Origin of the sequence: Candidatus Vallotia laricis, assembly GCF_020541325.1 — a bacterium.
GTDB classification, from domain to species: Bacteria; Pseudomonadota; Gammaproteobacteria; order Burkholderiales; family Burkholderiaceae; genus Mycetohabitans; species Mycetohabitans laricis.
The window spans coordinates 957,608-980,474 of the sequence record NZ_CP047399.1 but is presented as its reverse complement, the minus strand read 5'-3'; the positions used below and the strand labels follow the sequence as shown (position 1 = coordinate 980,474).

21 protein-coding genes, 1 tRNA gene and 2 pseudogenes are annotated in these 22,867 nt (G+C 42.4%); 9 read left to right on the top strand and 15 right to left on the bottom strand.

Going from position 1 to position 22,867, the window contains the following annotated elements:
* Positions 1-16: 16 nt before the first annotated feature.
* Positions 17-743, bottom strand: a pseudogene (locus GKR41_RS03680) (HesA/MoeB/ThiF family protein).
* A 1,217-nt stretch (positions 744-1,960) separates the two neighbouring features.
* On the bottom strand, positions 1,961-2,695 hold the full coding sequence (gene gpmA / locus GKR41_RS03675; RefSeq protein WP_226809804.1) for a 2,3-diphosphoglycerate-dependent phosphoglycerate mutase: 735 nt from the start codon (positions 2,693-2,695) through the stop codon (positions 1,961-1,963).
* Positions 2,696-2,793: 98 nt separating this feature from the next.
* On the opposite strand from gpmA, the gene GKR41_RS03670 reads away from it, so the two are divergent.
* The 4 genes from GKR41_RS03670 to GKR41_RS03655 all read left to right on the top strand — a co-directional run bounded on the left by GKR41_RS03670 (position 2,794) and on the right by GKR41_RS03655 (position 5,809).
* Positions 2,794-3,207: a rhodanese-like domain-containing protein gene (locus tag GKR41_RS03670; protein WP_226809803.1), complete on the top strand. Its 414-nt coding sequence runs from the start codon at positions 2,794-2,796 to the stop codon at positions 3,205-3,207.
* Positions 3,208-3,217: 10 nt separating this feature from the next.
* On the top strand, positions 3,218-3,478 hold the full coding sequence (gene grxC, locus GKR41_RS03665) for a glutaredoxin 3 (protein ID WP_226809802.1): 261 nt from the start codon (positions 3,218-3,220) through the stop codon (positions 3,476-3,478).
* A gap of 151 nt (positions 3,479-3,629) precedes the next feature.
* Positions 3,630-4,121: a protein-export chaperone SecB gene (gene secB, locus GKR41_RS03660; RefSeq protein ID WP_226809801.1), complete on the top strand. Its 492-nt coding sequence runs from the start codon at positions 3,630-3,632 to the stop codon at positions 4,119-4,121.
* Between the two features lie 668 nt (positions 4,122-4,789).
* A complete protein-coding gene (locus tag GKR41_RS03655; RefSeq protein ID WP_226809800.1) occupies positions 4,790-5,809 on the top strand; it encodes a methyltransferase domain-containing protein in 1,020 nt (339 codons plus the stop codon).
* Between the two features lie 1,074 nt (positions 5,810-6,883).
* On the opposite strand, the gene cydX is transcribed toward GKR41_RS03655, so the two are convergent.
* The 6 genes from cydX to ftsY form a co-directional block, all read right to left on the bottom strand.
* Positions 6,884-6,991: a cytochrome bd-I oxidase subunit CydX gene (cydX, locus tag GKR41_RS04100; RefSeq protein ID WP_420885677.1), complete on the bottom strand. Its 108-nt coding sequence runs from the start codon at positions 6,989-6,991 to the stop codon at positions 6,884-6,886.
* 43 nt (positions 6,992-7,034) lie between these two features.
* The gene (gene cydB / locus GKR41_RS03645) at positions 7,035-8,171 is read right to left on the bottom strand and encodes a cytochrome d ubiquinol oxidase subunit II (RefSeq protein WP_226810259.1); all 1,137 of its coding nucleotides are present in this window, start codon (positions 8,169-8,171) and stop codon (positions 7,035-7,037) included.
* A 63-nt stretch (positions 8,172-8,234) separates the two neighbouring features.
* Entirely contained in the window at positions 8,235-9,794 is a 1,560-nt protein-coding gene (locus GKR41_RS03640) for a cytochrome ubiquinol oxidase subunit I (protein ID WP_226809799.1), read from the bottom strand.
* Positions 9,795-9,799: 5 nt separating this feature from the next.
* Positions 9,800-9,997 (bottom strand): cytochrome oxidase putative small subunit CydP, encoded by a 198-nt coding sequence (cydP, locus tag GKR41_RS03995; protein WP_338140482.1) that lies wholly within the window; start codon positions 9,995-9,997, stop codon positions 9,800-9,802.
* 267 nt (positions 9,998-10,264) lie between these two features.
* Positions 10,265-11,191, bottom strand: coding sequence for an RNA polymerase sigma factor RpoH (rpoH, locus tag GKR41_RS03635; protein ID WP_226809798.1), 927 nt, complete (start codon positions 11,189-11,191; stop codon positions 10,265-10,267).
* 714 nt (positions 11,192-11,905) lie between these two features.
* Positions 11,906-13,030 carry a signal recognition particle-docking protein FtsY gene (gene ftsY / locus GKR41_RS03630; RefSeq protein ID WP_226810258.1) on the bottom strand — a complete coding sequence of 375 codons (1,125 nt, stop codon included), beginning with the start codon at positions 13,028-13,030 and terminating at the stop codon, positions 11,906-11,908.
* Here ftsY and GKR41_RS03625 point away from each other — a divergent pair.
* The 4 genes and pseudogenes from GKR41_RS03625 (at position 12,915) to GKR41_RS03610 (ending at position 15,302) form a co-directional block, all read left to right on the top strand.
* Entirely contained in the window at positions 12,915-13,217 is a 303-nt protein-coding gene (locus GKR41_RS03625; RefSeq protein ID WP_226810269.1) for a hypothetical protein, read from the top strand. The genes ftsY and GKR41_RS03625 overlap by 116 nt on opposite strands.
* A gap of 264 nt (positions 13,218-13,481) precedes the next feature.
* Positions 13,482-14,198, top strand: a complete 717-nt coding sequence (gene rsmD, locus GKR41_RS03620; protein ID WP_226809797.1) for a 16S rRNA (guanine(966)-N(2))-methyltransferase RsmD — start codon at positions 13,482-13,484, stop codon at positions 14,196-14,198.
* Positions 14,199-14,356: 158 nt separating this feature from the next.
* A pseudogene (gene coaD / locus GKR41_RS03615) lies at positions 14,357-14,824 on the top strand (pantetheine-phosphate adenylyltransferase); the annotation flags it as partial.
* Between the two features lie 223 nt (positions 14,825-15,047).
* Positions 15,048-15,302, top strand: coding sequence for a YfhL family 4Fe-4S dicluster ferredoxin (locus GKR41_RS03610; RefSeq protein WP_226809796.1), 255 nt, complete (start codon positions 15,048-15,050; stop codon positions 15,300-15,302).
* A 24-nt stretch (positions 15,303-15,326) separates the two neighbouring features.
* On the opposite strand, the gene pth is transcribed toward GKR41_RS03610, so the two are convergent.
* The 6 genes from pth to GKR41_RS03580 form a co-directional block, all read right to left on the bottom strand.
* The gene (gene pth / locus GKR41_RS03605; RefSeq protein ID WP_226809795.1) at positions 15,327-15,968 is read right to left on the bottom strand and encodes an aminoacyl-tRNA hydrolase; all 642 of its coding nucleotides are present in this window, start codon (positions 15,966-15,968) and stop codon (positions 15,327-15,329) included.
* Between the two features lie 162 nt (positions 15,969-16,130).
* On the bottom strand, positions 16,131-16,748 hold the full coding sequence (locus GKR41_RS03600; protein WP_226809794.1) for a 50S ribosomal protein L25/general stress protein Ctc: 618 nt from the start codon (positions 16,746-16,748) through the stop codon (positions 16,131-16,133).
* Between the two features lie 93 nt (positions 16,749-16,841).
* Positions 16,842-17,795 (bottom strand): ribose-phosphate pyrophosphokinase, encoded by a 954-nt coding sequence (locus GKR41_RS03595; protein WP_226809793.1) that lies wholly within the window; start codon positions 17,793-17,795, stop codon positions 16,842-16,844.
* 84 nt (positions 17,796-17,879) lie between these two features.
* A tRNA-Gln gene (locus GKR41_RS03590) sits at positions 17,880-17,953 on the bottom strand.
* Positions 17,954-18,016: 63 nt separating this feature from the next.
* A complete protein-coding gene (gene ispE / locus GKR41_RS03585; RefSeq protein WP_226810257.1) occupies positions 18,017-18,913 on the bottom strand; it encodes a 4-(cytidine 5'-diphospho)-2-C-methyl-D-erythritol kinase in 897 nt (298 codons plus the stop codon).
* Positions 18,914-19,932: 1,019 nt separating this feature from the next.
* Complete coding sequence (locus GKR41_RS03580) at positions 19,933-20,076, bottom strand: hypothetical protein (RefSeq protein ID WP_226809792.1); 144 nt, start codon at positions 20,074-20,076, stop codon at positions 19,933-19,935.
* 977 nt (positions 20,077-21,053) lie between these two features.
* On the opposite strand from GKR41_RS03580, the gene mutY reads away from it, so the two are divergent.
* On the top strand, positions 21,054-22,175 hold the full coding sequence (mutY, locus tag GKR41_RS03575) for an A/G-specific adenine glycosylase (RefSeq protein ID WP_420885676.1): 1,122 nt from the start codon (positions 21,054-21,056) through the stop codon (positions 22,173-22,175).
* Between the two features lie 362 nt (positions 22,176-22,537).
* On the opposite strand, the gene GKR41_RS03570 is transcribed toward mutY, so the two are convergent.
* Positions 22,538-22,711 carry a RapZ C-terminal domain-containing protein gene (locus GKR41_RS03570; RefSeq protein WP_226809790.1) on the bottom strand — a complete coding sequence of 58 codons (174 nt, stop codon included), beginning with the start codon at positions 22,709-22,711 and terminating at the stop codon, positions 22,538-22,540.
* Positions 22,712-22,867: the final 156 nt, after the last annotated feature.

Below are 22,867 nucleotides of genomic sequence, written 5' to 3'. Positions count from 1 at the left end.
TCGAACCACATACGAGTCAATCAGATTGACGGCTAATACGTATTGTCTGCCAATGCATAGTCATTGCGTTAAGAATCATCAGCCGTCCAACTAGCGTATGTCCAACCCCTGCGATCATGCGCAATGCTTCGGCTGCTTGCATCGCGCCGATAAATACCAACTAATGTGGAAAAGACACCAAGTGTCGAGCACGCGACCTCATCACACGATTGGTCTGGCGGAAAAAGGCATGCATAGCATGGTGAGGCTGAGTCGCGCGTATCAAATGTACTAATTTGCCCGTTAAAGCCTAGCGCCGCACCAGATATTAATGGCACACAATGTTGTACACACACTCAGTTTACTATGTGATGGGTCGTAAAATTGTCGGTGCAATCGAGCACGATGTAGGAGCGGAGCACCTATTTCTGTAGTAGCGTATCATCTGCGCGCGAGTTGATTGCATTAACATATACATCCGGATTAAGACGAGAAATTGTTGCATGTCCCGAAGCGACCTTTGTCTGTCCGATGCTGTCACTGGAATGCAGGATTTGTCATTGCAGGTTTGTTAATTCCACAGTATCAGCGTCAACTAAGGTTAGAGTCCCAATGCCAGCTGAAGCTAGGTACATTGCTGCTGGCGAACCTAGACCACTAATTCCGATAATTAATACGTGTGCGCTTGGAAAACGCTGCTGCGCCTTTACGCCGATTTCATCGAGTGGGATGTGGCGCGAATAGCGTAACAGTTGATCGTTCATTCATGCAGTATGCATCGTACTTCCTTCATCCCATATTGCGGGTAATCTTAATACTCCACATGGTTAGCCTACCGCTAATTAACCTATACCAGAAGCGCTGATGTAGGGGGATATGTTATATAACTAACCGAGATGCACTCGGACATGGGGTAGTGCGTGACTTATTTTCGGATATTTTTTGTTCGGTCCGCAAGCAAGAAATTTGAATTGGTTTGTCTTTAATTTAGTGTAGCACAAAGTTATTGCTCTCATGAATACAATTAGTAATTTGTAACGTTTTTTCGCATTGTTCAAGCGTTTTTCTTAAATTGTGTCTTGCGAGCTTAAGAAACTGCTCGATCTGGTTCTACTCGTACTTTTCCTGCTGAGCTATCATGCATTATTCTGCTTATTATCTAAGTAATGCGAATAATCTATCTGCTATAGCATTATCTAGATTACCACTCTTGAGTTGATTAATTGAAATTTCTGGGGAGATGCCATTATTTTAGATCGAGTAAATACTGAGTGTATAGTAATAGGCAGCATGTGGCGTAGTGCGGTATCGGTAGTTATCGGACATACGGTTCCACCGATTTCTTGATAAATCGAGCGATACCGGTCCCGCTATGCATCCGAGACAATCTTGGATGCTAATTCTGAATACGCATTCACCAGCATTACTATTGGCACCGTCTTATATATAGCTGGTAGATTCTTAAGAGGGTACATTGCCGCAGGTCGACAACTAACTGATAGCGCTTAAACGTATTTTAACGGGTCTGCTTAGCATTAGACATCCATTATTAGTTGATACGACTATCGAATCCGGAGTTTCGGCCATCCAGATTACACTGCGCCATAAATCATTAATATGATTATGCAAGTCAAGAATTAAACCATTCAGCTTCGGTTCTTGACATGCAATTTCTGTGAGTTTATCTGCCAATCTTTATGGCGCACCCTTGGAAACTAATAATGCGCACCGCATACATAAGGGAGTTGTACGGTTTTAGCTTGCATACATTTAACTTTCATTATCGCTCAGGTAATAGTGCTTTGGAATATGCATGCATCGCTCTTATAATAAAATATTGGCGTAACTAGCTGTGCGGTCACCACATATATGTGGTGACCGCATGATCAAGTGTCACAAAGCACACCGACCTATCGTAGATCTATGTAATTAAGTCACTAGGACAGATGCCGGGATCTTGGATAGGCTATTGGTAATTTAATTATAAAAAAATAGGAAGCTGCTGCGCATCACAGTTTTCTAAGGTATCAGACAGATAGTAATGCTTAATGGGTTTAAGCGATGCGTCGAGCGTGTAAATAAGTGGTACACCGTTCGGGATATTTAGCCCGATAATATCGATATCTGATATCTCATTGAGGTATTTGACTAGTGCTCGGATTGAATTGCCATGTGCAGTAATTAAAACGTTTCGGCCCGCCCGAATCGTCGGCACAATAGATTGATTCCAGATCGGTAGTACGCGCACTACTGCGTCTTTAAGACTCTCCGTAAGGGGCAAAAGTTCGCGTGGCACGTTAGCATAGCGTGCGTCATAGTACGACGTTCGCGGATCATCTGGATCGAGTGCTGGCGGGGATGTATCATAGCTACGCCTCCATATTAGCACCTGTTCGTTACCATACTGATCTGCTGTTTCGGCTTTGTTTAGTCCGGAAAGCGAGCCATAGTGCCGTTCGTTTAAGCGCCATGAATGCACGACTGGAATATACATTAGATCCATCTCATCCTGCACATGCCAAAGCGTACGAATAGCACGCTTGAGCATAGACGTGTATGCGACGTCGAACGTATATCCGGCCCGCTTAAGAAGAACGCCGGCTTTTTTAGCCTCGGCTATGCCTTTGTTAGTAAGGTCGACATCAACCCAACCAGTGAAACGATTTTCGTTATTCCATGTTGATTGGCCGTGTCGGATGAAAACAAGCGTATACATATATATAGATAGACAGTAAGGGAGCGGTAAACCGCTATCTTGCACTAGACGATGTATTTTATAATAACTAGCCCATCTTCTTTCAATTAAATTTATCCGTGAAGTTTTTCACCGAACCAGCTAACCTTATATTGATCGCCACTTCTGTCGTCTCTGGGGGGCTATTACTATGGCCAGTGTGGTTATCGCTTATCGAGACCGACTCCTATCTTCCTCAGAAGGCCATACAACTTATCAATCATCATAACGCCGTCATTATTGATCTTCGCTATGATGATGAATTCGTCCGGGGCCACCTACCGCAGGCGCGTCATCTGCTATTTAATGAGTTAAAGAGCAAAATTACCCAGACAGTTAAGAATAAAAAAACACCAGTACTACTAGTTTGTCAAAATGGTAAGCATTCCTCTAGAGCACGGAATATATTACAAGAGGTTGGTTATGTAGCAGTATTCACTTTACGGGGAGGTATTAAGGCCTGGCAGCAGGCCGGCATGCCAATCGTTAAGTAAGGATAGCGAAATGAGAAAAGTGGTGATGTACAGCACGCAGGTTTGTCCGTACTGCCAACTAGCCGCGCAGTTGTTGCAGTCATATGGTGTTGTACATATTGAGAAAGTGCTAATCGAGCATGACTCTAAGCATCGGATAGAAATGATGAAGCGTACAGGCCGACGTACAGTGCCGCAAATATTTATAGGGCCGACTTACGTTGGCGGATACGCTGACCTATCCGCCCTCGATCGTACTGGTGAATTAAGGTCATTACTTAAGGTAGTTTAGTCTCCCTGAGACTTGATAACTTTGCTTTTTCCTCTACGCATAGGCATAAGTATTATGCCTATGCGTCTAACTTACCTCACTATACTTATTCACATAGCGAGCAGTGATGGCTCGTATCGACTATAGATGCCTCTTTTACGAAGGAAAGCTCATGTCTGTTCAACAGAACAAGCAACCACGCTTTAACATCCGGCGTATTTACTTAAAAGATCTGTCACTCGAACAGCCAAATTCTCCAGAAATTTTTTTGGAGCAGGAAATACCCGGTACTGAAATTGAAGTTAATATAAGCGTAGGCCGGCTTGCTGATAATATGTTCGAAGTAGTTTTAACAAGTACTGTAACAGCAAAAATTTCTAATCAGATTGCCTTTCTAGTCGAAGCTAAGCAAGCTGGAATCTTCGACATCGGCAACGTTCCAAACGAGCAAATCGATATACTAATAGGTATTACATGTCCAACGATTATTTTTCCATACTTACGCGCAAATATCGCTGACGTAATTACTCGGGCAGGCTTTCCACCGATTCATTTAGCTGAAATAAATTTTCAGGCGCTATACGATCAACATCTAGCACGGATTAATGAGCAGCACGGCAATAGCATAGTGAATGAAAGCTCTAAGATCACGCATGAAGCATGAATACAGTATCGATACGATAACCGATAAATCTTAGATTATTATACGCACATTAAATACTAATTTAGTAAACAGTTTTTTGCTAATATTCTGAGCGCTAACTGAAGTTTCGGAATGTTTTAAAGCATGATTGGGCTTACAAAATTATCTAGTCACTTTAGTTCTACTAACCATCAATAGCATTTGATATTGGCGCCTACAGTATTGCACTATCTTAGTATAGCTTAATGCGCGTCTATATAGAGGATTAAACTAGACCTATCAATGTTGAGAACGATAATATGTAGTCCACAATATGCACGTAATTATTATAAAGCACCTTTATCTTAGTCCTAAGACATAAATTATGATTTGATGACCGGGTTAGGTAATCTCTGGGTAGCTAAGATCCACTATTTTGCATGCTCCTGGATGTTAGTTTCTAACTAACATCCAGGAGCATGCTCAGTGAGCGTTTGGCTACATTGCTATATATTGCTACATGAATCAGATATACTAAATCAGTATTAGATACTGCAAGATTAAGATTCTATTCGCAGTTGTAATCAAAGCTCACTTGCCTAGAGAATAGAGCACTAAACAACATCCTACTTTATTAGAAGGAATAAAGGTGGTACTAGCTCGTAGCGGTAGAATGAGTATAATTCGACCCCTCTAGTAAATCTGCTTTCATGTCAATCAATCGCGACTATACGACAAACAAAGATACAAATTTGTATTTGGAGTCCACCCTAAAGTTACGCCAGCTCAGGCGGGTTTTTGATCGTCATGCGGCACAATTCCGGAATGTGGCATTTCTTCCGCGCGAGGTCGCACGGCGTATGCATAAGCGGTTGCTATATATAAAGTCTCAACCAGCTTGTGTACTCGACGCGGGGTGTGGCGCGGGCGAAGATATCGATGTACTACGAACGCTCTGCGTTCAGGCAACTATCTATGGTGTAGATCTATCACGGGCGATGCTTAGTGCGGGGCATTCAGGGTATTCTATAGGTTGTGGTAATATCTCCGGTTGGCATCGTTTTTTGCTATCAGTACTGCGTTACTTCTCGACAAGTCATATCCAACCAGGCAATCGTATACAAGCTGACTTTAGTGCATTACCGTTTGCGCCGGGGCGCTTTGATTTATTATGGTCAAATCTTGCGCTGCAATGGCACGCACATCCTGACCTAGTATTTCTAGAGTGGAAACGGGTACTAAAAACCGGTGGACTATTAATGTTCTCCACACTCGGCCCGGATACGCTGCAAGAGTTGCGTAGTGCAAGAGCAGCCGCAGATGGTAGTAATTCCCAGAATATGCGCAACTTTTTTGATATGCATGACATAGGTAATATGTTAGTTACTAGCGGCTTTGAGATTCCAGTAATAGATATGGATACACTGACAGTTATGTATTCGTCTCCGAAATCTCTACTAGAGGATGTGCGTATATGGGGGGCAGTACCGCAGCGGGGTGTGTCCAACGGTGATACATTATGCAAATCGATTTCACGAGGTACATATTATCGTATACTTGATGCCTTGGAAACACAACGCCGGCCTGACGGCCGGATACCACTTACCTTTGAGATACTCTACGGTTATGCGCGGAAAGCGATAGATCAAATGACACCTGAAGGTCATAATATTATTCGTGTTAACGAAATTGATTATAAATCATATGGTGCGAGCAAGAGATCTTTCTAATGCATCTAAATATTTAGATATGCAAACTAGTATTTAAGTATTTTTTAAAGTTCGGCACATAATAATTTATGAAAAATAAATATTGTTATGTAAAAATTTTAGGGTACTTTAAAAGTACTAGATAGCTATAAACAATATCAATCGTACGGCTACAAAAAACAATAAAGTTATTTAAATAGTGCTCTAATTAATAAATATTAATCTATGACTTTAGAGTGAAAGTTTGAAATATCAATTTAATATCATTTCCAAGAAAAAAGACAACCCTTACATTAAAATAATAACTATTAAAATATCCTAATAAGATATATTTTTTCTTTGTATTATCTGATAACTATAGATTTTAATTAATACTAAAATATGTTTTATATACTATATATTTTTTAGAAAATCGGTAATTTTTTACCTTATTAAGTATTTAATAAATTGAATTATTACAATAATGCGGTGTAGATCTCTTTGTTTATATTTCGCTTAGTATTATGCGGAACTTAATTATATAAACACTTTCGGTAAAGAGATAAGTACATATAAATCAGTACATGTCATATCGCTTTCTGTTAAGATACATAGAAAGATTACCAGTTAAAAAATAAGTTCGTTTATAAAAAATTTAAATTTTAATTTATTTGTTGGATAAGCGTGTAATGTAATTAACTCAAATATCTTTTGTAAGATATCTAAGCATTACAGTTTTTAGATTAGTTTAAGTGTAATAGATAAAGAATTTCTTATTTTAGTCCGTTGGTTTTCTGAGTACTACATAATACAATATATTAAACGTAATATTACTAAATATTAAATCGAAGCGCATACTATTATTTAGTGATAATTTATTTAATGCTTTTCAGGCTGTCTAATTTTTTAGTTTTATAGCACGCATAGATTACTACTGATATGTTTTTAGTATCGTATTTAAGAATGAAACCTATATGCAATGTACGACGAAATAACAACAACCTAAGTGTTTAAACATCTGCAGATAAAACAACCTAAAAAACGTATTGGAAGTTGATTAGCTATTAATAATCTATAAATAGCTATATATTAATTAGTTACTATGCAATATATTTTTTACTCTTTAGACGATTTCATCTCTTCTGCGTCGTAATCCATCTCAAGCCACATTCCATTAATAATGCCAAAAGAAAGTGCGACACTAACACTTAATATCCAGATCATGTACCACATTTTTATTTAATTAGTTTGTTGAAGTAAGCACTATTTAATACATCGAGTGCGTATTACCTTTTACCCCTTGTTCGGTTACCTTACCCCACATTACATGATAGACCCATCCAGTGTATAAAATTATTAGTGGCATAAATATAATTACGATAAACAGCATAATGCTTAGTGTAAGGTAACTCGATGTCGAGTCCCATAACGTCAGGCTACTAATTGGATTTATTGATGATGGCATAACAAATGGAAACATTGAAATACCCGCGGTCAGGATTATACCAATCACTAATAGCCCCGTCATAATAAAATTCAATATGGTAAGACTCGATAGTGCAAGCAATGGTGCCAGCATACCAGCTGCAATACTAATTGCAGGCGCAAGCATAGTCCACGGATATGCAGCATAGTTTGATATCCATAGACCAGGTGCAGTAATTACGCGCTTCAGCAGTGGGTTAGCCGCTGCGTCTAGTGGTGCTGCCTGAGTAATTTTGAAGCCCGTGATCTGGGTAGCTATGAGGATGCCTGCTATGATAAATAATACAACTGTAATTAGTGCCGCGATAAATAACACATACGATGAACGGTGAGCTATTGCCCCATCAGTTTTTATGCGCAGAAACGCTGCACCGTGAGCGATTAGCATACCGAGACTGATCGTACCACATAGTAGTGCAAATGGGTTTAAAAGCCCGAAGAAGCTACCATGATAAGTTACACGCATCTCTGGGTCTAAATAAAATGGAACGCCTTGAAGCAAGTTGCCAAACACGATACCAAATACCAGTGCTGGAATTGCGCTACCGGCAAACAAGGCCCAGTCCCAGCTTGCATGCCACCGTGGATCGTCGCGTTTAGCACGGTACTCAAAGCCCACGGGTCGCATAAAAAGTGCAAACAATACCAATAGCATTGCAAAATAGAAGCCGGAAAAGGAGGCGGCATAAACTAACGGCCATGCAGCGAATATTGCGCCGCCGGCTGTGATTAGCCAGACCTGGTTACCCTCCCAGGTCGGACCAATTGCATTGATTATGACACGACGTTCGGTATCGGTCTTACCAATGAACGGTAGAAGTATGCCGACACCCATATCGAATCCATCGGTAAGTGCAAATCCAAGCAGCAAGAAGCCAATTAGTGCCCACCAAATGACCTTCAAAGTTGGATAGTCAATCATAGATTGTAATATAACAAAGACTTTGTCCATGAAGCTTTCGTAGGCTATTATAGTGTCACACTAGTGCGGTTGCTCATAGCTATACCGTCCAGTATGTAGGGATGATGGTCCAAGCCTTGCATACTTGAACATTAGAGTTATCTCGATAATAAATAACGCTGTATAAAATACGATAAACCCACTAATACTTAGGTACAGATCTAAAGGTGCTAGGCTAGAGGCTGATAAAAAGGTTGGTAGTACACCAGTTATCGTCCATGGTTGACGGCCTATTTCAGCAACAATCCATCCAAACTCAGATGCTAACCACGGTAACGGGATCGCTAAAGTACACCAATGTAGGAACCAGCGCCGACGCTTATGCGTTAGACTGCGTGTAGCGCAAAACCAAAAAGCGAATATGAATGTTATAAAGAATAAAATCCCTAAACCAACCATCATCCGGAAAGACCAAAATACTGGTGCTACGGGGGGGATAGAGTGTTTAGCTGTCTCGGAGATTTGCGCATTAGTCGCATTTAGTACGTCTGGTGCATAGCGCTTCACAAGTAGACCGTAGCCTAGATTGTTTTTATAGGAGTCAAATATCGCATGTGTTGCATCGGATGTATCACCTTGTTTTATCTTTTGTAATGCCCGATAAGCGACGATACCATCTTGGATACGCTGCTCGTTCTGAGAGATCAAATCGCACAGCCCGACTACAGGTTTGTCGATTGAGCGCGTAGCAATTAATCCTAGCACGTAAGGTATGCGAAGTGCATAATCCGTGCACTGCCCCTCTTGATTTGGAAATCCAAAGATAGTAAACGTGGCTGGAGGAGACTCGGTAGTCCATTCGGATTCAATCGCAGCAAGCTTCTCTTTTTGGACTTTTCCGATCGTGTAACCTGACTCATCGCCGAGTACAATCACGCTTAAAGTTGAGATTAAACCAAATGCAGCCGAGACGGCAAACGATCTCCATGCAAAAGTAACATCACGCTTTTTCAGCAAGTACCAAGAAGATATGCCAAGCACGAACATCGCCGCCGTTACATAGCCCGCAGACACGGTATGAACAAACTTAAGCTGAGCGACTGGATTAAATAACACCTCAGTAAGACTCGTGAGTTCCATGCGCATGGTCTTATAATTGAACGAGGCGCCAACTGGATGATTCATCCAGCCGTTAGCAATCAGAATCCATAATGCTGATAAGTTTGAGCCAAGTGCCACAAGGAAAGTAACGATCAGATGTCCAACGCGCGATAGTCTGTTCCAACCAAAAAACATTAGCCCCACGAAAGTTGATTCAAGGAAAAACGCCATCAGACCTTCTACCGCTAATGGCACTCCGAAAATGTCTCCGACATAATGAGAGTAGTAAGACCAGTTCGTACCGAACTGAAATTCTAGAGTAATTCCGGTTACTATGCCCATCGCAAAGTTAATACCGAATAACTTAGCCCAGAACTGGGACATATCCTTATAGACTTGCTTTCGTGTCATCACATAAAGAGCTTCCATGATGACTAATAACCAAGATAAACCCAGCGTCAGAGGAACGAAAAGAAAATGGTACAGCGCAGTAATGGCGAACTGTAGCCGTGAAAGGTCAACGACTTCGCTACTGATCATGATAATTACCTGAAGCTGGCAGAATGTAAAGCTGGGATAGACAACAGCGCCTGAGCGACCTGAGCTGGTGGCAGTTCCATGTGCAATGTCTGAGGATAACTAAATAACGTATACTTAAAGATCAGCAAAATAACGAATTTAGCTATTACTACCCCAATTAGCTCTCGAACTAATTTAGGGCGTTGCAGTATCCATGCTAGCATACTAGGCTGCTGCGCAAGGGCGGTGTAATTAGTATCGGTACTATGACAAATGTCATGACTAGACTTAATTTTTCATGTTCTTCGTTGGAAAACGAGATTTCAACAAACTTATTTTATAGACAGGGTACGTAAGAAGCAATGACTTAGACTCGCTAAACTTCTGCAGTTTTACTACATTACCTTGGGTATCTATGTATTATTGTCTATAGACGTATCACAGCATAAACCAAACGCTGGGTTGGCTAATTCTAGCGAGTTTCGAAAAACTCATGTGTAGTGCAGTAGCGTCCCGCGCATTTTTTTCATTGCGCTCGCCTCAATTTGGCGAATTCGCTCAGCAGAGACCCCGAACTCGTCCGCTAGATCATGAAGCGTTAAGCCGCCCGAACCATCATCCTGCACATGCAGCCAGCGCGCTTCTATAATACGACGGCTACGTGTATCAAGTGATTTAAGTGCATCAGCCAGACCCTCTGTCTGCAGAAGATCACTCTGTCGTGAAGCGAGCACTGCAGTTGGCTCAGTACGCGAGTCCGCTAAGTAGGCAATAGGTGCGAATGATTCCTCACCGTCTTCGAACCGTGTTTCGAGCACGATATCGCCACCAGCTAGTCGTCTCTCCATCTCAGTTACTTCTTCACATTTAACGTTTAGCTCCTTCGCAAGTCCTGCGATTTCGTCCGGTGTAAAAGGTTGAATGCCTTGTTTATGGCTTCGCAGGTTAAAGAACAGCTTGCGCTGCGCTTTTGTCGTCGCGACTTTTACCATTCGCCAGTTACGAAGGATGTATTCGTGAATTTCGGCTTTAATCCAATGAATCGCATAAGACACTAGTCGTACATTCTGGCGCGGGTCGAAGCGCTTTACGGCTTTCATCAAGCCAATATTTCCTTCCTGAATTAGGTCCGCATGCGGTAAACCGTAACCCATATAGTTGCGTGCGACCGATACGACTAGCCGAAGATGTGATAGAATAAGCTCGCGTGCGGCATCTAGATTATTTTGCTCGCGATATTCGGTCGCAAGACGCGTTTCATCAGCTTGCGATAACAGCGGGATACGATTAACGGCCTGGATATAGGAATCTAGATTGCCCAATGCACCCGGAAGCATTGACTTTGCAGAAAGCGCCCGAGCTCTCGCTGGCACTAGGCTTTCAGAGGTCGTAGTCGGTAGGGTTATTTCATTACACACTCGTATATTCCTTGTGTGGACAGCTTTACGTGCTGCTACGAACACGGAGCTACCCGGCATTTTAGCACTCAATACTATTGTAGCTACAATAGCTCTTATTAATTTAACGCGTGGAGACGCAAAGAGTGGCTCTTAGAGCATATCTAATAGGTGCTATTTTATTGACATATGTTTCCTAATACACCGGGATTGATTCTAGAAAGCTCAGGGTGTTTGTTTGGCCAATTCATGGCAATCATCTGATTTTACCAGCATTGCTCATGGTACCTGGTTTATGTGTGCACGTGTTGCGGATCTTCTAAAGCACTTAAGAAATAATGAGGATTGATGTGTCTTAAAGATACACGCAGATAGCTAAAAAGTCTCCACATCAATAAGCAATCGCCTATCCGCTAATTTAGCCACGACCTAATTTTTCTGATAATTTGATCTAAAATAGATTATTTTGCTATGTTTTGTTTATAGGGCATTAGTGAGCTTCAAAATCAGTTACAATAAAATTGTTGGCATTTTTTAAGATCGAGTTAATGCTAGGCAAGCGTGCACCTTATGTATAAGCTACTATTATCAATAATGATATCAAGATAGTCGTCGAAATCTGATCGCTAATCTAGACGCTAATCTAGAGCATGTGTATTACCAAAGTGATAGATTGAGTTGTACCGATCCAAGCATCAGATAATCAACTGCAGAAGCGGGAGTTATGATGCACGCTTACCCGAGCAAGGCGTCAGCAAATTCATCGGCAACGAAAGGTTGCAAATCTTCAATATTCTCACCAACGCCGATAAAATATACTGGCACCGGGTGTTGTCGAGCGATTGCAGCTAAAACTCCACCCTTGGCAGTACCATCTAACTTTGTGATAATGAGTCCAGTTAACCCTAGTGATTCATCGAATGCTTTTACTTGGGCTAGCGTGTTCTGACCAGTATTTGCATCAAGCACTAGTAGTATTTCATGAGGAGCACCCTCCATCGCTTTTCCGATTACTCGCTTGACCTTGCGAAGCTCCTGCATTAAATGAAGCTGGGTTGGTAAGCGTCCAGCGGTGTCTGCTATTAGCACATCCATACGGCGAGCTCGCGCTGCATGGACTGCGTCAAAGATCACTGCACTAGGGTCAGCGCTTTCCTGCTGAATTACGGTGATGTTATTGCGTTGGCCCCAGATTACCAACTGCTCACGCGCAGCGGCACGAAACGTATCGCCAGAAGCTAGTATTACTGATTGATTCAATAACTGCAGGTGCTTAGCTAGCTTACCAATACTTGTAGTCTTGCCAGCCCCATTAACGCCAACAATCATTATTACTAGTGGTTGTGCGCGGCCAAGAACTATAGATAGCTCAAGCGGCATAAGCAACTCGATCAACAGCCTACGCAATGATTGCTTAATCTGTTTTGTATCAGTTAGTTTCTCGCTGCGTACCCTCTGTCTTAGGGCATTAAGTAGATAAGTCGTAGCATCTAAGCCGACGTCAGCCATTAATAACTCGCTTTCGAGCTTTTCAAATAACGCCTCATTAAACTTTACACTAGAAAAAATGCCACTTAGGCCTGCGCTAGTTTTATTGAGCCCTGATTTCAATCGTATAAGCCATAAGCGATTCGTATCTGGATTGTAAGCGGGGGGCGGAACAGTTCCAATAATCCTTTCGTTTATCCCACGAATAGGCTTTTGCGTAGGGGTTTCAGCGGTTTTGAGATGAATGCCCTGCGATATGCCACCGAACGCAGATTGGATCGACACCTCTGAAAGGGGCTCCGAGACCATGCGCTTTATGGTATTTGGCAAGGCAGTGGATACCTCAGTAGCCGTAACGTCTGGGGGGGGCAGCGGCGACATAGCATGCGCTATTGGCAAAGTAGGGGTGAGCGTTTGTGAGACTCCAGCTTGGGATAAGGTTTCTGTCTCTAATGAGACGACAGGATTTACTGATATTGGCCTAGAAAGCGCTGGTATTGGCGTTCTAGGTGTGCTCAGGATTTGGGTAGAGTTCGATGTGGATACATCTTGCTGTTGAGCAGGTGTATTACTCTTTCTAAGTCGCTTTAGAAAACTGAACATAGTTCATATAAGACTATCTATACTATAGTCGAGGGACGTTATATCCGGAAACAGAGCGCTATCGCCAAACCTTGCATTCTAGCAGAATGCCGAATATCTTTCTTAGTTTGATATTAACTATAGTGAGGCCGCCTCTCTTAAAACATTTCTCGGGAAGATGATTAGTTTATGCTGAGATCATGTATATTTTTCGCGCCCCGACAGATAATGGAATAAATCGATGAGCTATATATGCCGTACACTCCGCCCCGTGCCTTTTGCTGCTTCTACTCCTCCTCATAAGCGCCTCTCAGATTACACGGGATTACGATATGATGCTACTGTAGTACGTCATGCGCCGCATCAAGTTCGACTTATTGGCGGTATCTGGAAGCGTACACGGTTACCGGTCCTCGACCTAGTGGCATTAAGGCCCACACCAGATATTGTGCGTGAAACCCTATTTAACTGGCTTGGTCAAAAACTAGATGGTCTTGTGTGCTTAGATCTATTTGCTGGCACTGGAGCTCTAGGCTTCGAAGCCGCCTCGCGTGGCGCAAAGCGTGTGGTAATGGTTGATCGCGATGAACGAATTACTGCACAAATGGGCGAAATTCGAAAAAAATTGAATACGCAATCAATTGCAATAGTGCGTGCTGACGCATTACAGCTGCTGGCCGGTCTAGCCCCGGCAGAGTTTGACATCGCATTCCTTGATCCACCATTTGATAGTGATCTGCTAGAACGTTCCTTACCGCCTGTATTACCGCTTATAGCGCCTGGCGGAGCAATCTATATCGAATCTAATAGATCACTATCTGGGGTATGGGGGGCTCAAGAGCAGCCTATCTGCAGTTCTATACTCGACCAGCCATTCTTAAGAGAGTGGCGTATCGTACGCTACGGTCGTGCTGGGGCGGTTTATTATCATTTGCTGCGACGTAAAAATAGTGAATAATGCGTATTCACTAAGCGGACTAGCTGTTTTTACTAGCGATATAGTGCTGTCTACGATTATCAAGTACCAACTTACCAGCGAGCTGCTTTACATAACCGCTCATATACTACTACTAACTTCCATAGTGCCGCTAGATTCTTCATGGAGGGGAAATATTGATGATAGTCGCTGTCTATCCCGGTACTTTCGATCCGATTACCCGTGGTCACGAAGATCTGGTACGCCGTGCTTCCGGTATTTTCGATACTCTGGTAGTTGGGGTAGCTGATAGTCGAAATAAAAAGCCATTTTTCTTGTTGCACGAGCGCCTAGAAATCGCACAGGAAGTGCTGGGTCATCATACGAACGTAAAAGTAATAAGTTTTTCTGGGTTGCTCAAAGACTTTGTGCATACTAATAATGCCCGAGTGATTGTTCGTGGCTTGCGTGCGGTATCAGACTTTGAATATGAGTTCCAGATGGCAGGAATGAATCGCTATCTTCTGCCAGACGTTGAAATGATGTTTATGACACCATCGGATCAATATCAATTTATTTCAGGAACTATTGTTCGAGAAATCGCCCAATTGGGGGGGGATGTTAGTAAGTTCGTATTTCCTTCGGTTGAGAAGTGGCTTAAGAAAAAGTTTTCCCAAACTTCTCATACTGAGGTTAGCAGCCCAAAACCACGATTACTTACTCATGCCACGGCAATGCAGATTATTGAGGTAGCAGAATATATTATATCTAGCTCAGAATCACGTCAAATGAATATTTCTGCTTTGCATAGATCAAATATTCATACGTTACTAAGCCAAGAGATTAACCTCAAAAAATCATGATGTCCAAATTTACTTGGAAAGTTCATAAATGGCTTTAATGATTACCGACGAGTGTATTAATTGTGATGTCTGTGAACCAGAATGCCCAAATAGTGCAATTTCAATGGGATCAGAAATCTATCTGATCGATCCCAATAAATGTACTGAGTGTATTGGTCATTTTGACGAACCGCAGTGTGTTCAAGTATGTCCTGTTGAATGTATTCCGGTAAACCCTAAGTGGCCTGAGACACACGATCAGCTGGCAGAAAAGTATTACGCTTTGATCGCAGACAATAAGTGAGCTGACAGCGCGCTTTGAGAAACCTTAATATAATCGTTCTGTCTGATATTCAGATTTTCTATGTGCGATACAACCTCGTAGCTTGATTATTGCAACTTCGAATTCCCCCCTAACAATTAATGGTATTAGATCTAGACTTTTATCTATAGCTATATCGATAAGATTTTTTTCCTCTGAGCGCGGGTTTTTTAGAACGAAATTCACTACATCAAATTTAGATTTGACTCGCTCACTTTCTGGCATTAAGTCTCGTGGATGACCAATACCGATGCGCAGACGCCAATATTGCCAAGTTAACAGATGCGCGGCAATATTTTTTAAGCCATTATGGCCGCCGCTGCTACCGCCTAACTTTAGTTTAGTAATACCCGGTAGAAAACTTAACTCGTCATGAACGATGAGAATAGATTTTGGCAAAATTCCAAAGAATTCTGCCAACGCTATCACAGATAATCCGGACCGGTTCATAAATGTGTCTGGTTTTAGCAAGTGAATTTCTTCACCGCTCAGACACGCTTGTGCATAGGCGCCGTGAAATCGGCGGTCATCATGCAGCTTAACGCCTATTTTTTTCGCAAGCTGATCGATAAACCAGAATCCTGCATTATGCCGAGTAGCTACATATTCGATGCCTGGATTGCCGATTCCGACAATTAATTTAATCATGATAGTATTGCTATTCATGAATTTAGTTAAAAACTGCTACCTCTCAGCACAACTCCAGAAGATTGGCTCAGAATAACTAATTCAACTGTATCGCATCGTACTAGTGTATATAAAAGACTATTTTCTAGTAAATTTCTGATATTTGTAGCAAGTGTCCATACATTATGTGGCTGTCATGTTGCCCTCTGGGGGCTCAGACCCATTATCTGATACTACACTAGCAGGCAGAGTTGCGGATACAATTACTGGGTTTTCCTGCTCGCAGTGAGGTGTTAGTTCGACGCCAGCCGGTAGACTAACATCCTGAGCATGTAAAGATTGGTTTAATTCGAGGTTAGCTAAGTTTACCTCAATAAACTCAGGCAGGTTGCTCGGTAAGCACGACGCTTCAATTTCGTTTAACACATGCATAATCACGCCGCCCCCAAGTTTCACTGCGGGAGATCCTTCTTGGTTCATATAGTGAAGCGGAACTCTTACGGTAATCTTTTTCTTTTCGTCGACACGTTGAAAATCTACATGAAGCACTTTCCGGCGGAATGGATGATACTGGACATCGCGCAGTAAAACTTTTTCAGTTACACCGGAAATTTCTAGATCAAGAATCGACGAATGGAATGCTTCTTTGTTTATTGCGTGGTACAAAGCATTATGATCTAACTCAATCAACTTTGGTTCAGTGCCCGCACCATACACAATACCCGGCATTTTTCCTAAATTACGTAGGCGGCGGCTTGCACCAGTTCCTTTATGACTACGCGAAAAAGCGACTACTTTCATGTTGTCTCTCCAATAATTGCCCATAACTGACAGTGAGTCAGGGGAAAATTTCCTGAGTTATTTAGAACAAAGCTATCCTAAAAGGGGCTAGTCTCAATGTTCGGTAAACAGTGACATTACTGATTCGCCTCGGCGAATTCGTGAGAAAGTTTCAGCAAGTAGGCTGGCGCATGATAAGGTACGCACCCGTAGACATTGCAGGGCATGCTTACTTAACGGAATTGTATCTGTAACGACTAGCTCATCGAGTTCTGAGTCTGCGATTCTCTGGATCGCGCTACCAGATAGCACTGGGTGTGTCGCATACGCAAATACTTTCTTCGTCCCACGCTCCTTCAGAACTTGCGCTGCCTTACATAGTGTTCCAGCAGTGTCAACCATGTCATCCATAATCACACACGTGCGACCCTCAACTTCACCGATGATATTCATCACTTTAGCGACGTTTGCTTTAGGGCGGCGTTTATCAATGATTGCTAGATCTGTGTCGAGCTGTTTTGCCAAAGCGCGTGCGCGTACCACGCCACCAACGTCCGGTGATACGACCAGAAGATCATCATATGCTTGCTTACGCAGATCACTGAGTAGCATTGGCGTTGCATAAATGTTATCAACGGGAATGTCGAAAAAACCTTGAATCTGATCAGCATGCAGATCCATAGTAATAATTCGTTCTACACCGGCTATTTCTAACATATTAGCAATAACTTTTGCAGAAATTGCAACACGCGCCGAGCGGGGTCGACGGTCTTGTCGAGCATAACCAAAATATGGAATAGCTGCCGTGATCCGTCCGGCCGATGCGCGCTTAAGTGCGTCGACCATAATCATTAACTCCATCAGGTTATCGTTTGTCGGTGCGCAGGTCGACTGTAAAACGAATACATCTTTTCCTCGGACGTTTTCTTGTATCTCAACCTGAATTTCCCCATCCGAGAAGCGACTAACCATAGCCTTACCAATAGGGATGCCCAATATCTTAACAACTTTCTGTGCAAGCGATGGATTTGCGTTTCCGGTAAATACCATAAGGCCGTCACTGTTCATCGTGCATCTGCTACTCGGTGGGCGCGGCATTAGATGGAGTGTGTAGCACTTATGGAGCGCTACACCCATAACATTGGTAATGGGCAGGGGAGGAAGGATTCGAACCTTCGAATGCCGGAATCAAAATCCGGTGCCTTAACCAACTTGGCGACTCCCCTATACACATCATTTTCGCAGTCAAGATTCTTATGCCTGACGTAGCGAAACTTTCTATGAAACGATTACAAGGCGAAAGTGTACAACGGATGGTAGTCTAGACTTGATACTACCGCACTCTTCCAGCCACCAGGAAGCCTTGCTTGTGCTACTTTTACCCCACTAGGAAATGCTGCAAACACACTAGCACCCGACCCAGTCATACGTGCCGGTCCTATTGGTGAAAACCAATCTAATACTTTTGCTATTTCTACGTATTTTTTGGAGGCAATATCTTGCATATCGTTGTGGCCAAAATTATCTGGCCACTTTCCTGCGCATGCTCTATTTGCATAAGCAGTTTTTCGATGCGCAAGAAAGTCTGTAATTTTTATTCGTTTGGTGTCTCTTGTCAACGCCTCAGAGCGGAAAATTTCAGCAGTTAGTACATGTACTGCTGGTTTCACTACTAGAAAAGTGCGCATTGGAAGCTGAACTGCTTGTAATTGCTCTCCTATGCCTTGCGCAAATGCATTTCGACCAAATACAAAGAACGGGACATCGGCACCGAGTTTTAGAGCTAGGGCTTGTAATGTCGTACGGGGCAAATATAAACGCCATAGTCGGTTTAATGCGAGCAGGGTGGTTGCCGCATCCGAACTGCCCCCGCCCATTCCTGCTCCTATCGGTAAACGCTTGTCGATGTCTATTTCTACACCATAATGGCAACCGCTGTGCTGTTGCAACAGATTTGCTGCTCGAATACTAAGATCAGTCTGCCCAGGAATTCCATCTAGTGGCTGCAGATGTCGTACTTTCCCATCATCACGGCGCCTAAAATGCAATATATCACCCCAGTCCACCAACTGGAACACGGTCTGCAGCTCATGGTAGCCGTCACCTCGCCGACCAGTCACATGCAAAAAAAGATTAAGCTTTGCTGGGGCTACACAGTTACGCAGCATTTCTTCAGTTTCAGTCATGGGAGTTTTTACTGTAGACATCTGTGCTCGGTTTATTAGTCTAATATGAGCTTAGTTGATAGCCCCAGAGATTTCTGCACCATATTTATGAGCTTCACATGATTTTCTAGCGCCTCTATGTAGCCAAATATTTAATACTCCAATCGTCTTATTTGATGGACCTGAAGCGGTTAGCATCGTCGGTCGGTGCAGCGCCATGCGCGTATAGAGATACCAATGCTCGCAACTAGTACCGTAGTCTATTTACTTATCTTGTAGTATGAGAGACGTCTATCCCGCAATAGTTCCGATACGATTGGTGCTATTTGTAGCATCTCTTTATGTAGATCGAAGGTACTAAGGCTTGATCTATATATAATAATCGTCTATGGTGCGCACGCACAATATTCCTCGGTTATATAGCTTCCTATATCGGAAACTATTTTAGTGGGCTGTTGTGGTGGGGGTGGGCAAGTGGCTTGTGATAGAATGAAGAAACTGAGCGTACTACATCAATAGTACATAGTAATCAATTTCTTAAAGCCGTTAGTAGCGACGATACAAAACCCACTTTGAGTAGTAAGAGCGATAAAAATCTAACAGATTTTTATAAATCGCAGTTATTTATATTGCACCGTTTTGGTACTCTAAATAGCATATCGTTATGCAATTTGGGCTTCGGTGAATCTTACTGCCTACTATAATAACTTGAACCTATTTAAATTGCTTTTAAACACAACTGGTCTCTAGTAAAAAGATGGAGCTCCGTGTATCACGTTTACCATATTGCTATATCGCTAGTCTTAATCTAGTTAACAATATTTATAATGAAATATTATTTTGTAGAAACGAAGATAGTTTCTTCATGAGATTATTAGCACTTAGCATCTTCTCCCAGAAAATGCCCTGTCGAGCTCGACAATTATCAGTTACTGTAAACTCCATTCAGTTCGTCATAAAACGTTTTGGTGCTTTTGCGTATGCTCCAACACCCTCAGTATTTGTCATATCGCTTTGCGTAGACAGGAACCAAGCCATTTCTATATACGTGTTGGCGGTACTTCGATCGGTGCGGCCAGCTTAAATTCGATGAGTAGGTTTTTCGGATGATCCGTGCGCATATAATTATTACTATATATCTCGCCCGCTAGAGATGTATCTGACTTAGGCTGATGTTTTCTCACCTTCTAGTCATCACGAAGTTCTGTGATTTTAGTAGTTGCTTAACCTGGATCAGGGTTTCTTTGCTCAAGATTAATCAGCGCAGGAAATATTAACAGTATTAGATATAACTATTAGTTAGTCGTATATATTTGACCTATGCTTCGTTTAGCTGGGTAAGTATGGTAAGGAGGCTTACTATTTAGTGTGTATTCCGTATGACTGCAATTAGAATTCTGGCGCACTACTTTATCGAAAGTTAAGTGTATTATTGCCTCGAATAGATATAGAAATCTAAGTCTTATGTCTATTCGAGACAGTAATAGGCAGAGAGATTATGTATATAGCCAGCTATCGGATATATATGCTGTAAAAATAGCTATATTTAGCTTTAGCATATTGACAGTCCCTCACAAGGGAGGGGCGATTTGTACAGCTTTAAGTTTATGCTTAGTTAGACAACATCCGTTAACTGCCCTCACCTCAACGTAGTAATGCTCGCACTCAATAGATAAATTTGACGATCAGCGCTGAATGCGGCTTGCGGTGCGTCGAAATGCGAAATTCGTTCAGCAACGGCTAGCGCCAGTCATTCTGACATAAGTGTAGTTCTAAAGTGGGGTGGGTATCCGAATTCAAACTTGAAGATCAATAACTTAGAACGCCCCTCGAATATCTAGATACCGTAGATTTCTGCGCAACTTTCTAATAATTACTGTCCGTACTTGTCGAGTACCGCATTTAAGCATTAACCGTTGACTCGACCTGGAGTCGAATCTTTGAAGGTGCAGTGCTGTATGCGTATACAGTCGATGCGGTAAGGCCTATTATTAATGGTAAAGTTAATACGAATAGTAGATTTATTTATTCTATATATTTAAAAGCCTGTTTATGGCTTTTGTTAGAAGAATATGGTAGCAGCACTAATTTTAAGTATTCGTATTTCATTTATGAAAAAGCCTTGCCTATGACTGCAAATCTGCTAGCGATTAATCGACAGATGAGTGGGAGTTATATAGAACCAGTTAACTTTGCATCGCATCTAATTACGTGGCAGCTTACGCATGGACGGCATAACCTACCATGGCAGCGCAGCCGAGATCCGTATCGAGTATGGTTATCCGAGATAATGCTGCAGCAGACGAAAGTCTCAACAGTGATTCCGTATTATTTAAGGTTTCTTGAGCGTTTTCCTAACGTTTACGCTTTAGCATCTGCTTCTTCTGACGACGTAATGGTATTATGGAGCGGTTTAGGTTACTATGCCAGGGCGCGAAATCTACACAAGTGTGCGCAGATCATTGTACAGAAGCAGTATGGCGGTGTGTTTCCGAAAACTATTGAACAACTTGTATTACTACCCGGAATCGGCCGATCAACAGCGGCCGCAATTGCTGCATTCTCATTCGGCGTACGATCCCCTATTTTAGACGGAAATGTTAAGCGAGTACTTGCACGAATCTTTGGGATTGAGGGATTTCCAGGCGATAAACATATAGAGACTGCGATGTGGACGCTAGCTCAATCATTACTTCCAACAGACTACGAAATCTCAAAAAGAGTATTGAATAATATAGAGCGATGCGCTAGCGTACTGATTGAACCAATCATTCCGTATACGCAAGGACTGATGGACCTCGGGGCAATGCTCTGCCTACGCAACCGCCCGGATTGTAGTCGCTGCCCATTTGCACTAGTATGCGTAGCTAATTTAACGAATCGACAACGCGAGTTACCGGCTTCTAGGCTCAGGAAACCCGCACCAATGCGCCATATAATGCTGCTAGTGTTGCGCAGTGCTGATCGAGTGCTACTTGAAAAACGACCCCCGGCTGGTATCTGGGGGGGGCTCTGGAGTTTACCTGAAGCAGATGATGTAAATAGACTCACTAAGCAGGCAGAACAACTAAGTGGTCAAGCCGTCGTGCTGGCACCGCTTGCTTCTCTGATACACTCGTTTACACATTTTCGCCTAGAAATTGAAGTGAAGTTTGCGAAACTATCTAATGAACCCCAGCTCGCTGCTCGCGTGGACATGGCATGGGTATGCCTTGACGATATTAGTACCTATGGATTACCTGCACCGATACGAAAGCTACTAAAAAGCCTTGTTGTAATCTGAACTATGATAGTGGTTCGTATAGGTATTTAGTAACAAACATTGTCTTCGGGATGCGTATTTACGAGATCCCGGGCTGCTAGTTACACCAAAATACCAAAATAGAGAAGCGATCATTTGCTTCTCAGAGGGGTGCGGTTGCGTTAGAAAATTATAGTTATGAATTATCAAGCTTGGTCTAATTCTGGGCCTGGATCGATCTCTATTCGCTCGCATCAGCTGCGCGCTTTACCTATTACTTTTTGCTGCTATTCTTAAATCTTTGAGATAGTATTAAAGCTAATATATGTTAGTTGGATAACTACTTACTTTTGGTATATGCTGACTTACTATTGCTATTAGAGCTAGAGACTCTCGATGTCGTACTAGCCGTTCACCTTATGCACAAAGCGTTCAGCTAGCACTTTAGCAATATAAACAGAGCGATGCCGCCGTCCGCCGGTGCAGCCGATTGATATAGTCAGGTAAGCGCAATTATCATCTCGATGATATGGCAGCCACTTAGACAGATACTGGCGGTGAGGCAGAAATAAAGTCAATTCCTGGTTGATCGAGCCCTGTTAGCAATTGAACTTCTTGTCTTAATATAGAGATATTACACTCGAAATTTAGATGAGTACTCAATCCGCGGATAGCATTTGCTTTAGATATCGAATATATGCAGCTAGCTGCAATGACACGCTATTGATTTTACT

Excerpts from the sequence above, each read along its gene's own strand:
- gpmA (WP_226809804.1), bottom strand. The coding sequence starts at position 2,695 with ATGTATACGCTTGTTTTCATCCGACACGGCCAATCAACATGGAATAAC.
- grxC (WP_226809802.1), top strand. The coding sequence starts at position 3,218 with ATGAGAAAAGTGGTGATGTACAGCACGCAGGTTTGTCCGTACTGCCAA.
- secB (WP_226809801.1), top strand. The coding sequence starts at position 3,630 with ATGTCTGTTCAACAGAACAAGCAACCACGCTTTAACATCCGGCGTATT.
- GKR41_RS03655 (WP_226809800.1), top strand. The coding sequence starts at position 4,790 with ATGTCAATCAATCGCGACTATACGACAAACAAAGATACAAATTTGTAT.
- cydX (WP_420885677.1), bottom strand. The coding sequence starts at position 6,991 with ATGATCTGGATATTAAGTGTTAGTGTCGCACTTTCTTTTGGCATTATT.
- GKR41_RS03640 (WP_226809799.1), bottom strand. The coding sequence starts at position 9,794 with ATGATCAGTAGCGAAGTCGTTGACCTTTCACGGCTACAGTTCGCCATT.
- cydP (WP_338140482.1), bottom strand. The coding sequence starts at position 9,997 with ATGCTAGCATGGATACTGCAACGCCCTAAATTAGTTCGAGAGCTAATT.
- GKR41_RS03625 (WP_226810269.1), top strand. The coding sequence starts at position 12,915 with ATGCCACCGAACGCAGATTGGATCGACACCTCTGAAAGGGGCTCCGAG.
- rsmD (WP_226809797.1), top strand. The coding sequence starts at position 13,482 with ATGAGCTATATATGCCGTACACTCCGCCCCGTGCCTTTTGCTGCTTCT.
- GKR41_RS03610 (WP_226809796.1), top strand. The coding sequence starts at position 15,048 with ATGGCTTTAATGATTACCGACGAGTGTATTAATTGTGATGTCTGTGAA.
- pth (WP_226809795.1), bottom strand. The coding sequence starts at position 15,968 with ATGATTAAATTAATTGTCGGAATCGGCAATCCAGGCATCGAATATGTA.
- GKR41_RS03600 (WP_226809794.1), bottom strand. The coding sequence starts at position 16,748 with ATGAAAGTAGTCGCTTTTTCGCGTAGTCATAAAGGAACTGGTGCAAGC.
- GKR41_RS03595 (WP_226809793.1), bottom strand. The coding sequence starts at position 17,795 with ATGAACAGTGACGGCCTTATGGTATTTACCGGAAACGCAAATCCATCG.
- ispE (WP_226810257.1), bottom strand. The coding sequence starts at position 18,913 with ATGACTGAAACTGAAGAAATGCTGCGTAACTGTGTAGCCCCAGCAAAG.
- mutY (WP_420885676.1), top strand. The coding sequence starts at position 21,054 with ATGAGTGGGAGTTATATAGAACCAGTTAACTTTGCATCGCATCTAATT.